The sequence below is a fragment of the Microcystis sp. M109S1 genome (genome assembly GCF_020247025.1).
Lineage (GTDB): Bacteria > Cyanobacteriota > Cyanobacteriia > Cyanobacteriales > Microcystaceae > Microcystis.
Genome location: NZ_JADBRW010000399.1, coordinates 1 through 13,729, shown reverse-complemented (window position 1 = coordinate 13,729; position 13,729 = coordinate 1). Strand labels below are relative to the sequence as shown.

Here is a 13,729-nt window from a genome sequence, read left to right as displayed (position 1 = left end):
CTCAAAACGGACGGGTCGAAAGTGTCAGACTTAAGCAATTAAGCGTTTTTCGCTATCTGCGTCAACCCCGTTGACGCGACCACCCTAAAAAAGTGGCGTGGTGAGGAATCGCCGTCCGTTTTACGGCGGCGAGGATGTCAATCTTTATTATCACCAAATAGAGACCAAAAACCGCCCTTGCGATCCCCTTCCTTTTTTTGTCCCTTCTGGTCTTCCATTTCAACATTAGGATTAACTACTTTATCTAGTTCCCGTTTGCACCTAATCACCGTCGCATCTTTGGGGCTGACTTGCCAGGCACGATTGATATGAACCCGGGCCATGGCGAGTTGATTTTGTTGCAGGTAGGCTAAACCGAGCAGGGCGTGACAGATGCCATTATCCGGTTCTTGCCGCAGGGCATCGCGCAATTCTCGCAAAGCTTGGGCGGGGTTATTTTGGTCAAGAGAGGCTTGGGCGCGGCGAATATAGGCTTCTAGGGGCGATTCTTTGGCTTTAGCCTCGGCTGCCGTCGTGACAGTCGCTCCCAATAACTCGGACTGGTTAGGATTGCCTTGGGAGATAAAGACTTTCTGGATAGTTTTCTTGTTGCCCTGACCTTCGGTTAAGATCAGATAAACCAGATTGAGTTCACTGAGTTGGGCGATTTTCTGATAGGTGTTTTCTAGGGCGGTATATTGATCGATCGCCAAAGATTGCAGGATTTTTTGATAGGCTAATTCATAGTTAGCGGTGAACTGGGCTAGTTTTCTAGCTGGTTCGCTGCTGATAGTGATTTTACCCGAATCCTTCGCCATTGCCTTGCCCATTTGTGTTAAAACAAGGCGAAATTCTTCCCGAGATAGTTTGCGGCTTAGATGTTCGTAGGCAGGGTTAACTAATTTTGAGAGTAACTCATTAGCCTGTTCCCTTTCGGCGGGGGTGTGAATGCGACAGGTATCGGGATGGAGTTTATAGGCAATTTTTAAGTAACGCTCGCGAATCTCCTCCTGTTCGGCATCGATCGAGACTCCTAAAACAGCGAAGTGATCGATTAAATCAAATTGAAATAATCCCTGGGAAATCGGAAAAGGCATACAGCGAGTCCTACTCTAATCACAATGATAATCGCAATAAATATTAAAAGAATTAAAACTGAAAACTCCAAGAGGCGGCTTTTTGCAGAGCTTGGCTTAAGGGGGTGTGAATCTGTCCGTTAGTGGCCAGGATTCGCCCCGTTTCCATCAGAAAAGGACTCTCATCGTAGGCGCTAATTTTACCGCCAGCTTCTTCGATCAGAATAATTCCCGCGGCCATATCCCAGGGATTAATCCCTCGTTCCCAATAACCATCTAAGCGCCCACAGGCCACATCGGTTAAGTCTTTGGCAGCGGAACCGCTGCGGCGTACCCCTTGGGTCAGATGGGTCAGATAACAGAATTCGGCATAATTATTATCGGGGGTTTGACAACGATCGTAGGCAAAGCCCGTCACCAGTAAACTTTTTTCTAGTTCACTCGTCCGGGAGACATGGATGGGACGACGGTTCAGGGTGGCTCCTAAACCCTGGGCTGCCCGAAATAGTTCCTTTCTAAAGGGGTTATAGATGACTCCCACTTTTGCTATCCCTCCGATGAGTAGTCCGATGGAGACGACGGATACGGGATAACCGTGGGCATAGTTGGTGGTGCCATCGAGAGGATCGATCGCCCAGAGATACTCGCTGTCCGTCCCGGGCAGTTTTCCCGATTCTTCCGCTAGAATCCCATGTTCGGGAAAGTGACGGCTAATAATTTTGAGAATTTCTGTTTCTGCTCGACGATCTATTTCCGTCACTAAATCGCCCGATCGCCCTTTTTCTTCTATTTTCTCGATTTTACCCCAATTATCGATAATTATTGTTCCCGCTGCTAGGGCGGCTTCGCTGGCAATGTCTAGGTATTTTTCTAATTGGCTGCTGGTATCTGGCACGATTAATCCCTAATCTATTCTTCATCTAAGGGTAAACCAAAACGCACTTTGCCACGGGCAAAAAAGCGACCGAATTGTAATTCATAGACTTCATCTTCGTCTTGGGTGGCTACTTCCATATCGCTACGGGCATAACTGACACAAAGTAAAGCATAACCTCTGGCTTTTAATTCCGGCGATAGTCCAATCGCTTCTGGTTGATGGATGTCTCCTGATAATACCCTGACCGCGCAGCTGGTACAAGCTCCATTGCGACAGGAAAAGGGTAATTGATGACCCTGTTTTTCCAGACTGTGCAGTATATAGTTATCCCCTGAAACGGTGGTGACAAATTTTTCCCCCGTCTGACGATTGTGAACGGTGATTTGATAATATTTACTCATAGTTTAGTTAGGCGGAAATTATAGATGCAATTTAGATAGTTCTAAATTTAGGGGCTATTTTGGTCAGCCGCCTTGATTATATCATCAATAATTGCTCAAATAGTCATCATCTTGACAAATTCTCCTTGACAAAAGATTCACTTTTCGGGGAATTTGCCTAAATCTAAGAATCTTGTACCATCAGCTTTAATCGTCTTTAATCGTCAAAATATCCACGGGCTTGACATAGGCGAAAAATCAGCATCTTTTCTTAAATTACGATGAAATTGATTAATGTTAAGAGTTCTCAGAAAACGTTTAAGAGAGAGACTGAGAAGGTTTCAGGCTGGGAATAGATTGACGCACGATTTATCTATTTTAGAAGATTGGTCATAATTTTGTCAATCTCTCGTTAGAATTTAGCCAGTCTCTTAATACTCTATCCGCACTTTCTCCCCTGCTTTCTCTGAGAAATTAGTTATCGAACGTTTTTTTTACTTATTTTTCAGGGATAGCGGATAAGATAGCTCGAAGTGCTTTGTTGACATCTTCAGAATTTTTGAAAACTTTAGCGACATCTGGTTCTAAGGTGACAGTGATTTTTATTTCATTTACCTGAGAAACAAAACGAGTAGGATGAGCCTTAGTATAATTAAAATTATATTCAGGAAGTAGGTCATCTTGTAAATTTTGGTTGGTTTCAGAATCCTGTGTATTTTTCATAGTCTTGGCGTTCTTTTTTGTTTGTTAAACGTGCGCTGATAATACTAATTATTTGATTTCTTTCAGTAAAACAAACGACTAAAAGGCGATTATTGTCATCGTGTCCGATAATAATTTCTCGTTTTTCACTGACCGAATGCCACTCATCATCAAAAATGTAGGCTAGGGAATCTCGAAAAACAGCCTTAGCTTCTTCAAAATTGATGCCATGCTTTTTGAGATTAAGTTTTGCCTTGGGGTTAAGTAGTGGTGCAAAATTAATTTCTTGGTTAGGATAGGCACTCATGCAAGAGGCAAAAGTCAAGAGGTGGTTAGATATGTGTAATTAATTTTTCCTAGGTACTTATCCCAATCAAATTGTAAGTTCATAAACTCAAGTATAGTTCAATCTCCCCCTAAACGCCGCACTTTAAAACTTTGTCGTTTTCCTACTACCAAGGTATCATAGTTAGAATGTAGGGTGCGCTCTTCGATAGTGTAACGCCGATTTGATGATGAAGTTGGTGCGTGGGGTGGGGATTGTTGATTTTGGTTTTTTAACAGAATTGGGAGTCGCAAACACGCACCTCTACTCTTGAAAATTCATCTCTTTTAATCTAACTGCACCGTCGATAATTGAGATTTCCTGGGAGCCAATTTGCACGATCGCATCTAATCCCTTACCAATAATTTTAACTGCTGGGGGACGACTTTTCTGTACGGTCATCACCAGAAAAAATTCCTCGCTGCCCGTGGCTAAAATGCGCTCACCTGTATTAGTTTTCTCGACTTTTAAAGTCACGGGAGTGATAAAAGTTCCCTGCATATTTGCCCGATTTTGAGTGATAGTAAAACTATTTTTTCCGAGAGTAACATTTCCCTGTGTATTCATCACCCAAGTTTTATTAATAAATTCTGGTTGATCGACTTTACCTAATAATTTATCCATCAAGACGAATAATCCGGGAGAACCGGAGGACAGACTGTAATCGACGGCGAAAGAGCGAACTAGAGCGACTCCTGCCCGTGTATCAGCCCCTTTAACCCTAATTTTATCAGTTTTTAACGTAATTACCCCCGAACCATCGGGACTAGATTGAAAAGATATCGGTTTTGCCTGTCGCCAAGGTGGGGTTTTCGGGAAAGTAAGGGTATTTTCTGAGTTCCAGTCGCCTTTTGACCGCTCAAAACTCGCCCAATGTCCTCCTAGTCCCCAAATTCTCACACTGGCGACATCAGGAAAAGACCATCCTCCCACAAAAGGTTGCTGTTTGAGATAGATACTAGCGACAAAATCCTCTTCATTTTGCCACCGATTACGAAAAGCATAAAATCCCTTTTGTTGATCAACTAAAACCCGGGAAAGTTGGCGTTCGGGATTTTCTGGAATAAGATTAGATGGATAAGCAGCGAGAAGAAAAGGGGCAATATGAGGATAATGGGGGTGAAAAAGTTGTTTTTCTTGACCTTGTAATCGCCATTTTATTGCTGGTATCAATGATTTATCGGTAATTCCCAATCCAGCAGTTAATAAAGATACCCCTACAAACATCTGATGTCTGCCATAAGCAGGAATCAATAATTGACCATTTTTAGGGACAATTCTGGTTAAATAATGGGGGATCAATTGGGCTGCCGAGGAACCAGTTACTAAGTCTAATCCGAGACTATTTCGATACCCTTGCAGAAAAGGAAAAACAGCGATAACCATGGGTTCGGTGCTGTATAAATCTCCTTCCGTGCCAAATCCTCGATCGCCGATAGCTGTGGTAAAATAGCGTTCGATGTGACGTTTGGCCATTTCCACCTGTGCAGAGGGATAATAGAGAGGATCGGGCGGTACATCTTCCTTGAGAATCGCTAAACTAGCTAATCCTGCCGCACCTCTGGCCCGCGCATTCCAGTTACTAACTGCCTCTCCATTCCATCCATCTTTGGGTGAACCACCTTTGAGAAGTTTTTTACTTTCACTAAATAACCAGCCAGTAATTTCCCGTTGGCGCTTTTCTCCCCAAAAATCATAACAAAGATCGTAGGCGAGAGCGACTCCGGCGACAATTGGAGATTGTTCTAAGACTCTCCTTCCCCGATTTTTACGGGTTTTTTCGAGAATTTCCCAGGCGGTTTCTGCTGATTTTCTATCTTGATTTAAAATCGCTAAAAAACAATGACCTGTGGCATGATAACCCCCATTAGGAACATAACCATCGTAATAAATTTTTTGCTGTAAACTGTTGTTTAATTGGGCGATAATAGTTTGACCGATGGGAGTTTTCGCTTTTTCTCTGAGATTAGTTAATTCTGACTTGCGAAAGATTAAGCGGGGATGTTCTCGCGGTTGTAGGGGTTGATGATTAGGGACAGGATTAGGCCATAAAGGGGAAATTGTACCATTAACTGTGTTTTGTAGTCTTCTTCCCCCTAAAGTGCCTTGATAACTGCCGATAAGTTGGTCTTGGTAGGGGACAATTTCGATATTATAGATAGCTTCCCTGACTTCCGCTTGCCAAGGGTGAGTTTGAATGTTCATTTTCACCTGTAATCGCCAAGCATTGTCTAATTTAATCGTTTTTACCGTACCTTGGTGATCCACTTCTTTATTGAATTTGGGCGCGTATCCCCACACCGAAGGCTGACAAACAGATCGATCGCAGCTTAAATCTAGGGTAAGATTTTGATAAACGGGTTGATCTTGCCACAGTTTCCAAACGCCATTTTTTAGGGTTAAACGAAGGTTGCCGGTTAATAATTGCGGATCGATGGTTTCTTGACTAGGTGCGCTTGTACCACCTAGCAAAAGTAAGGGAATGGCCGCTAAAAAAGGAGATATTTTCATATCAAACAAGCCAGGGGGAATATTAGGTATTCTAGGAAGAATAATTTCCAAATAAATTGGTAAAATCGGCTGATTTCGCTTTTATCTTCTAAATTTACCCCGCGACTACGCCACCAAAGAAGAAGAAGTAGGAGCAGATGGGCGACAATGGCCAGAGGAGAATTAATTCCCGTTATCCCCAAGAGACCGACGGCAATCATCCCTGCATAACATAGAGAAATTGTCAATAGAGAAATTGTTAAGATTTTTTCAGGGCCGAGCAGCAGGGTAAAAGTGGTAATCTGGTAAATGCGATCGCCTTCTAGGTCAGGAACATCCTTGAAAATAGCGATCGCAACGGTGAAAACAAGAACAAAAGCTGTTAAAACCCAGACTGAGGGATAGATAGACTGATTTTGATTAATAACTGTGTTGTAGTGGCGAAAAAGACCTAAATTGACGATAACACCCCGGACGGTAAAAATACAGAAGGCTGCCCAGAGAGGAAAGCGTTTTAAACGCACTGGTGGCAAGGAATAGGCAGTACCGATGAGTAAACTAATGCCCACGGTGATTAATAGCCAAAAACCACCGATAAAAGCCAGTATAATTGCTAAAATACCAGTAAAAACCACGATTAACCCTCCTGTTAACCGAGAAAATTCGCCCTTGGCTAGGGGAAGCTGGGGTTTATTGATTTTATCGATGTCGATGTCTTCCAACTGATTTAAACCGACGATATAGACATTACCAGCAAGACAAGCGACCCAAGTGAGCAATAAAACCGACCAATGGCTAAAAAAATCGCTAATATTGCCCAAAGCAATTAAATAGAGACTTAAAACACTGAAAGAAGTGCCGATAATCGTATGGGGACGGGAAAATTTCCAGAGACTCCCTAACCGGTGGAGAAAGTTAGGCCGGGGATGGTTAACTGGAAGAAAAGGAGCTTGATTCATCAGACCTCTTGTAAAAATCAAAAATTGTCGTGGTTGGTGAGGGGTCGGTCGTCAGTAGTCGGTCGTCAGGAGAATTAAGAATGAATAATAATCAATTAAATGGTCTATTTAGATATTTTATGCCACTTAATCCTGATTTTTGACGTTTTTAAACCCTCAAAAATCAATTATGCAAGAGGTCGATCAAAAAAAATCAATCCGAGGACAAGTAATCTGTTAAAATGATAATCCAGACTCAAACCCTGTGGAGAGGTGGCAGAGTGGTTGAATGCGGCAGACTCGAAATCTGCTTTAGGGTCACACCTAACGTGGGTTCAAATCCCACCCTCTCCGTTGAACTGATAATTTAGTGCTGTCGTTCTCAGCCATAATTTTTGGTCAACTGTCTTAAGAGATATAGCGTTGTCCTGGGTGGTTTGCGACTACTTAACTAAATTTAGACAACAAAAATCGACCCTGATTGTTAAGAGCAAAAGCTTTTCCACTCTCCCCCACTTCTTTACTTTTTCATTGCTAGGGTCAAACCATCACCAATAGGAATAATACTGATATTTACCCGTTCATCCTGCTGAATTTTGGCATTAAGTGAACGGATAATTTTGGTGCGATTATCGGTGCTATCGGCCGCCGCTACTCGTCCCGACCAAAAAACATTATCGATGGCGATAATTCCGCCGCTTCTGACCAATTGTAACGCCCGTTCGTAGTAGAGATCATAATTACTTTTATCGGCATCGATAAAGACAAAATCAAAACTATTACTTTCTCCCCCGGCGATTAATTGATCTAAAGTCTCCAGGGCTGGGGCAATTCTTAAATCGATTTTATCGGCGACACCGGCCCGCTGCCAATAACGGTGGGCTATACTGGTATATTCTTCCCTTAGATCACAGGCGATCAGCTTGCCTTCTGGGGGTAAAGCTAAGGCCACCACTAGAGAACTATAACCGGTAAAAACCCCTATTTCTAGGGTTTTTTTCGCCCCGATCGCCTGTACCAAAAAAGCCATAAACTGACCTTGTTCGGGGGCAATCTGCATGACTGCCAGGGGTTGAGAGGCAGTTTCTTGACGTAATTGAGCTAAAATAGGAGGTTCTCGCAGACAGATAGATTGATAATAGGAATAAAATTGTCGATCGAGTCCAAGAGTTTGATTAGCCATAAAAAAATTGCTAAAGGATAGAGTTATCGAGTAAAATTCTGGGTAATCTGAAGCTAGAGAGAGCGTATTGGTTGATCAAAAAGGAAGACTTGGCAGGAAGCAAATCATGATGAAACCCGACTCGGATCATCTCTTTAACGAGGATCTCGAACAGCTGTTAGAGAGTTTAGAAGACAAAGACGCCGACGGTGACGAGGCTCTAGAGGAACTTTTTGGCGATAGTATCAATTGGGAAGAATCCGCCACTAATGATCTTTATTCTACCCCCGGACCGGCTCCCAAGTTAGAACCGGAAGATGGGGATGATCTCGAATCTCTGCTGCTAGAAAATGCGGTTGTCCTGGACTCAGAAGCAATTATAGCCATCGGCAACCCCAATTTTTACGACAGCCTCGAAGACTTAGAAGCTTTTCTGGAAAAACCCACGCCACCGGCGCAACCGCCACTACCAGACATCTTTGAATCCCTAGAGGCCTTCCTCTGGGAATCCCCAGCAGTGGACCCGGTGGCTGCGGTGGAACCGCTGCAAGGGTTAGAATCACTGGAAATTGCCCCAGAAAGCCTCCTAGAGGATGAATTCAAGGATTTAGAAAAACTCCTCGAAGAAACCAATCAGGTGATGGCAGCAAATCCGGCGGCCAGTGTCAGTCCGCCAGTCGGGTCAAAAAACCTGCGTCCCCTTGTCAGTAAAGCTTTTGAACAGACGATGCGGGTGCCGATCAAACAATTGGATAACCTCAGCAATCTGATCGGGGAACTGGTGGTTAAACGCAATCGCCTTGAAGAGGAACAGGATCGCCTGCGTCTCTTTTTAGATAATTTGCTAACCTGCGTCCAACATCTGGGGGATGTGGGCAGTCGGATGCAGGATCTCTATGAAAGAAGCCTCCTAGAAGGGGCTTTACTGGCTAGTCGCAATTCCGGTGGTGCCATCGGTTACGGTAGAGTTCAGGGAGAAAATCAGGGGGATTCGGCCATGGCTGGCGAACTAGATGCCCTAGAGATCGACCGTTTTACCGATTTCCATTTATTATCCCAAGAGATGATCGAATTGATCGTACGAGTGCGAGAATCGGCCTCTGATCTTCAATTTGTCGTCGATGAAACCGATCAGGTGACGCGCAGTCTGCGACAGGCCACCACCCAACTACAGGAAGGGATGACCAAATCGCGCATGGTTCCCTTTAGTCAAGCCGCCGATCGCCTACCCCGGGCAATTCGCGATATTTCCCTGAAACTCGATAAACAAGCCAAATTAAAAGTGGAAGGGGGTGATGTTCTCATCGATAAGATGATCCTCGAACATCTCAATAGTCCCATGACCCATCTGGTCAACAATGCGATCACCCACGGCATTGAATCACCCCAAGAACGCATGGCCAAAGGGAAACCTGCCCTCGGGACCATCTCTGTCCGGGCATTCCTACAGGGGAATCAAACCGTGATCACCGTTGGTGATGATGGGGCAGGTATTGATGCTGATCAGGTGAAACGCAAGGCGATCGAAAAAGGCCTGATCGGCGATCAGGAAGCTGAACACCTCAGTCCCCAAGAAGTCTATGAACTCCTCTTTCACCCCGGTTTTAGTACCAAAGATCAGGCCGATGATTTTGCCGGTCGTGGGGTGGGTTTAGATGTGGTGCAGACCAGTTTAATCGATGTGCGCGGGACCGTTACTATTGACTCGGTACTGGGCAAAGGAAGCACTTTTACCATCCGGTTACCCCTAACCCTGAGTATCTGTAAGGCCCTCTGTTGTGTTAGTAATCATGCGCGCATCGGGTTCTCCATGGACGGAGTGGAAGATATGAAGGATTTCCGGTCCAGCGATATCCAAATCGATCGGGAGGGACGGCGCTGCGTTTTCTGGCAAAATACTTTACTACCCTTCCAACCCTTGAGCGAATTGCTTTCCTACAATCGGCAACTAAGTCGCGGTAGTTTTTATACTGGCAAACAGGAGCAAGACTCTTTTTCGATCGTGATCCTGCGCGGTGGTAATAATCTCCTCGCAGTACAGGTGGATCAAGTGATCGGTGAACTGGAAATCGTCATCAAACAGATCGAAGGACCGATTCCGAAAACGGCTGGGATTGCTGGGGCGACGGTTTTGGGCGATGGTACGGTGATGCCGATCGGCGATGTGTTAGAGTTAATCGACATCGCCAGGGGTCGTCTGCGTACCGATAACGGTGGTCTTTGGCGCCAACCTGCCCCCCCCGTAGCGGTGGAAACTAGCCAAAAATCGGGGGCTATGGTTCTGATTGTCGATGATTCGATTACTGTCCGGGGATTGCTCTCTTTAAGCTTTAGTAAAGCCGGTTATCGTGTGGAACAGGCCCGGGATGGTCAAGAAGCTTGGGAAAAATTACGCGGCGGTTTGCCCTGTGATATCGTTTTCTGCGATATCGAGATGCCCCGCATGAATGGCCTAGAATTACTGTATAATTTGCAAAAAGACCCCCGATTAGCGTCCATTCCCGTGGCTTTATTGACTTCCCAAGGAGGGAAACGTCATCGTCAGGTGGCGGCGACATTAGGAGCTAGTGGTTATTTTACCAAGCCCTACACGGAAAGAGATTTACTCTCGGCGGCTGAAAGAATGATTGCGGGGGAAGTGTTACTAGCTAATAGTATTAAAGCGACTCGTAATCAGCCTTTATCCCCCGATGCAACGATTATTGACAGTAATCCCGCTAATTTCTTTGCACAATCGACTCCTCGGGTCTTGATTGTCGATGATTCGGTAACGGCGCGGGAAATGTTAGCGATTTCTTTGGTTAAAGCTGGTTATCGCATTGAAAAGGCCCGAGACGGTTTAGAAGCATGGGAAAAATTACGGGCTGGATTAGCTTGTGATCTGATTCTCTGCGATCTCGAAATGCCTCGCCTGAATGGGTTAGAATTGCTCTCTCGTCTGCAAGAGGATGAACAACTTCAGGGGATACCAGTAGCGATGATTACCTCGCGAGGGTCGCAAAAAATGCAGCATCTCGCCGCTGCTAAAGGGGCAAAAGGTTATTTTGTCAAGCCCTATATTGAGGATGTTTTACTGTCGGCAGCCCGACGTTTAATCGCTGGTGAGGTGTTAATCCAAAAAGAAAGTCCCGCGGATTAAGTTCAGTTGGAGTTAAGTTTTATCGAGGAGAATTTCCACTAAGGTTTTTACCGTTTTCTCTAACTGTTCGACGCGCTGCTCTAAACTAAGAGAAGGACTGGGAGGTTTTAAACCATGAATCGCTTGCAAAAATGCCTCCCATCCCTTTGAGCATTTAATATTGTAGGCTTCTTTATAGGCTTTATAGGCATTATTATAGTTACCGTAAAGGGAGATAATATCATCTTTAGTTAAATTTCCTTCAGGCAAAGACTTATGGGCAATATTCAAATTATGATCGCTTAAACTATTTAAAACTTCTTGCAAGCGGACAGTCAAAGTGGCCGTAATTCCGTAAACTTGGGCGGCATTTTTTAGATCCTGCTGGTGCAAATCTTCTAGGTTAGCAATTAATTTACTGATTCTAGACATGATTGATTTTACTCCTTAACTGATTTATTTATCTAGCAAAGATTTGTTGATATTGGACTGACCACTCCCCATTTGTGGCCGGTCAGGATCGGAGGGCAAGTTATTATCGATCGAACCAAAATCTTCCCAGTTATCATCGAGAAATAGAGATTTCACTAAAGTCCATAAAATAGTTAGCTTTCCATATACAGACTTGGTACTACGGACATTATGGGCCGCCACTTTTACTTCCATTTCGATCTGCTTTAATTCAGCAATAACTTTCTCTCTCTCCGCCGTAATTTTGGCTTTTTCTTCAGTTAAATTCCGCATTTCTGAAGTTAAAGAATCTAATTCTTTTTGCAGGTCAACATTAGTGGCAGATATTTCAACAATTTGGTCTTTTAAATGACTGTTATCATCTCGATATTGCTGATTCCATCGTTTATATTGTCCTTGAGAGCTTCGCAGGGACTTAATTACAGCAACAGCTTCTTGTAACTCCCGATTATCTGGATAATTTCTGGCTAGTTTATAGAGAGAATCTACTCGATCGTCGATATCCATTTTTATCTACCTCTTTGCCTAGATAATCTTATGATACCCAAGCTTACCGATAAAATTAACCCGAAGAACCAGCCTTTTGGAAAATAATTAAATGTTGTTGGGGCAAAGTCTCGATGATTTCTTCTGGCACTAAACCGACAGCGGCCATTTCTTTTTCTACCTGTCTGCGGGTCATTTTATGAAGGGCCTTGATGGGAATCAGAGGATTTTCACGACGGTATTCTACTAATACCACCCTACCATCGGGTTTTAAGGATTTGACCAGATTTTCCATCATCTCGCGGGGACAGGAAAACTCGTGATAAGCATCGACCATTAAAGCTAAATCGATCGCATTTATAGGCAATTTGGGATCGGTTTCTGTAGCGAGAATTGTGGTGACATTCTTCACTTGATTTTCCTCGGCCAAAAAATCAATTGCCCCTAACATTTCCGGTTGCACATCGACGGCGAAAACTTGTTCTACTAAATTCGCCATAGGAAAACTCAAATAACCTGTCCCCGCGCCGATATCTGCCACTAGGTCTGTGGGTTTTAAATGTAGTGCGGTGATCAGATCATCGGGTTTTTCCGTGAAACGGCGACTAGGACGTTCTAACCATAACATTTCTTGGTGTCCCATGACTTTAGCGATTTCCCGTCCTAGATAAAATTTACCGATACCATCGCGACTATGAAGCGATCGAATCTGATAATATTCCTCTGCCGCTAAAACTGAAGCATCGTAGGTAAAATTTAATAATCCGAAACCGCAAAAAACCACTATTAGAAACGAGACAATTAAGAAAAATTTTTGCTTAAACAGCATCGGGATTAAAAACGGTGGGCTAGAAAAAATAAATTCCCCGTCCGGGACAGGGAAAAAATCTATCTTGATCAACAAAACAATTAATCCAAAAATCCCATTAAAGTTTCGGGATCATCGATTTCATTGGAAGCAACGGGACGATTACCCATGACTGTATAAGTTTCGCTAATGTGCAGATGACTCAGAGCGATCGGACGATTGCCAGAGATCGCTAGAGTGCTACTGATTTCCATACCACTAGAGCCGACAGGACGCAATCCACCGACGGAAGAATAGGTACTCACAACTTTCAGATGGCTAACTTCCACGGGACGACCACCGGGTAACATTTCATCTTCCGTGAAGTGAAGATGGCTACTACCAACAGGGCGATTTTCGGGCAAGCGATGTTCAGGTTGATAGAATTTTAAGGCTTTGGAAGCTGATTCGGGACTGTTTTTCACCGAAAGGGCGACCACTTCTTTATCTTTGGCGGTTTTAGCCGTACTAGCCTTACCGCGCACAGTGCTGGTTTTTTCTTCTGTGGTTGCTGGGGTTTGAGTCCCATTTGTTTCTAGATTTTCCACCGTCATAACCTGATACTCCTTTCCGTTAATAGCTTCGGGGAAACGATAAGATTTAAGTTTAGGGTATTCTCGAAGACTTTTAATCTTTTTTTAAAATCCTCTCTAATATTAAGATACACCTTTCTCTCCCAAAACCCTATAAGTGTTGTTGACACTCCTGGGCCTAAAGGCGTGAGGATTCTTGAGCTAATCACAGCCCTTTCTGGTTTCCCTTACTTAGGTCTTACACGATTAGGTCTGAACCGAACCTACTAGAATATCACTTGCTATCTAGTTATCCTTTTTCTGGTTCACTCTCCAAGCGTTTTGGTCTTTCAACCAAGATTTGGG

The 13,729-nt window shown here is 44.0% G+C and carries 13 protein-coding genes and 1 tRNA gene; 2 read left to right on the top strand and 12 right to left on the bottom strand.

The window, feature by feature from the left end:
- Positions 1–137: 137 nt before the first annotated feature.
- From IM322_RS19700 to IM322_RS19670, 7 genes are all read right to left on the bottom strand, one after another.
- The gene (locus IM322_RS19700) at positions 138–1,076 is read right to left on the bottom strand and encodes a J domain-containing protein (RefSeq protein ID WP_287676044.1); all 939 of its coding nucleotides are present in this window, start codon (positions 1,074–1,076) and stop codon (positions 138–140) included.
- A gap of 52 nt (positions 1,077–1,128) precedes the next feature.
- Complete coding sequence (locus tag IM322_RS19695) at positions 1,129–1,950, bottom strand: inositol monophosphatase family protein (protein ID WP_287676046.1); 822 nt, start codon at positions 1,948–1,950, stop codon at positions 1,129–1,131.
- A 14-nt stretch (positions 1,951–1,964) separates the two neighbouring features.
- The gene (locus IM322_RS19690) at positions 1,965–2,333 is read right to left on the bottom strand and encodes a 2Fe-2S iron-sulfur cluster-binding protein (protein WP_287676047.1); all 369 of its coding nucleotides are present in this window, start codon (positions 2,331–2,333) and stop codon (positions 1,965–1,967) included.
- A 477-nt stretch (positions 2,334–2,810) separates the two neighbouring features.
- Positions 2,811–3,035, bottom strand: a complete 225-nt coding sequence (locus IM322_RS19685; RefSeq protein WP_287078570.1) for a hypothetical protein — start codon at positions 3,033–3,035, stop codon at positions 2,811–2,813.
- Positions 3,013–3,321, bottom strand: coding sequence for a BrnT family toxin (locus IM322_RS19680; RefSeq protein WP_287676053.1), 309 nt, complete (start codon positions 3,319–3,321; stop codon positions 3,013–3,015). The genes IM322_RS19685 and IM322_RS19680 overlap by 23 nt, the downstream gene beginning before the upstream one ends.
- Before the next feature lie 282 nt (positions 3,322–3,603).
- Entirely contained in the window at positions 3,604–5,850 is a 2,247-nt protein-coding gene (locus tag IM322_RS19675; protein WP_287676048.1) for a hypothetical protein, read from the bottom strand.
- The gene (locus tag IM322_RS19670; protein WP_287676049.1) at positions 5,847–6,788 is read right to left on the bottom strand and encodes a homogentisate phytyltransferase; all 942 of its coding nucleotides are present in this window, start codon (positions 6,786–6,788) and stop codon (positions 5,847–5,849) included. The genes IM322_RS19675 and IM322_RS19670 overlap by 4 nt, the downstream gene beginning before the upstream one ends.
- A gap of 246 nt (positions 6,789–7,034) precedes the next feature.
- Between IM322_RS19670 and IM322_RS19665 the strand changes: the two genes are divergently transcribed.
- Positions 7,035–7,121 (top strand) — tRNA-Ser (locus IM322_RS19665).
- 166 nt (positions 7,122–7,287) lie between these two features.
- Here the strand turns inward: IM322_RS19665 and IM322_RS19660 are convergent.
- A complete protein-coding gene (locus IM322_RS19660) occupies positions 7,288–7,950 on the bottom strand; it encodes a class I SAM-dependent methyltransferase (RefSeq protein ID WP_287676050.1) in 663 nt (220 codons plus the stop codon).
- Between the two features lie 106 nt (positions 7,951–8,056).
- On the opposite strand from IM322_RS19660, the gene IM322_RS19655 reads away from it, so the two are divergent.
- The gene (locus IM322_RS19655) at positions 8,057–11,068 is read left to right on the top strand and encodes a hybrid sensor histidine kinase/response regulator (RefSeq protein ID WP_287676051.1); all 3,012 of its coding nucleotides are present in this window, start codon (positions 8,057–8,059) and stop codon (positions 11,066–11,068) included.
- Between the two features lie 12 nt (positions 11,069–11,080).
- On the opposite strand, the gene IM322_RS19650 is transcribed toward IM322_RS19655, so the two are convergent.
- The 4 genes from IM322_RS19650 to IM322_RS19635 form a co-directional block, all read right to left on the bottom strand.
- On the bottom strand, positions 11,081–11,479 hold the full coding sequence (locus IM322_RS19650) for a hypothetical protein (protein ID WP_287676052.1): 399 nt from the start codon (positions 11,477–11,479) through the stop codon (positions 11,081–11,083).
- A 24-nt stretch (positions 11,480–11,503) separates the two neighbouring features.
- Positions 11,504–12,025, bottom strand: a complete 522-nt coding sequence (locus tag IM322_RS19645) for a hypothetical protein (protein WP_002760827.1) — start codon at positions 12,023–12,025, stop codon at positions 11,504–11,506.
- Between the two features lie 55 nt (positions 12,026–12,080).
- On the bottom strand, positions 12,081–12,833 hold the full coding sequence (locus IM322_RS19640; protein WP_287676054.1) for a class I SAM-dependent methyltransferase: 753 nt from the start codon (positions 12,831–12,833) through the stop codon (positions 12,081–12,083).
- Between the two features lie 80 nt (positions 12,834–12,913).
- Positions 12,914–13,405: a hypothetical protein gene (locus IM322_RS19635; RefSeq protein ID WP_286826410.1), complete on the bottom strand. Its 492-nt coding sequence runs from the start codon at positions 13,403–13,405 to the stop codon at positions 12,914–12,916.
- Positions 13,406–13,729 lie beyond the last annotated feature (324 nt).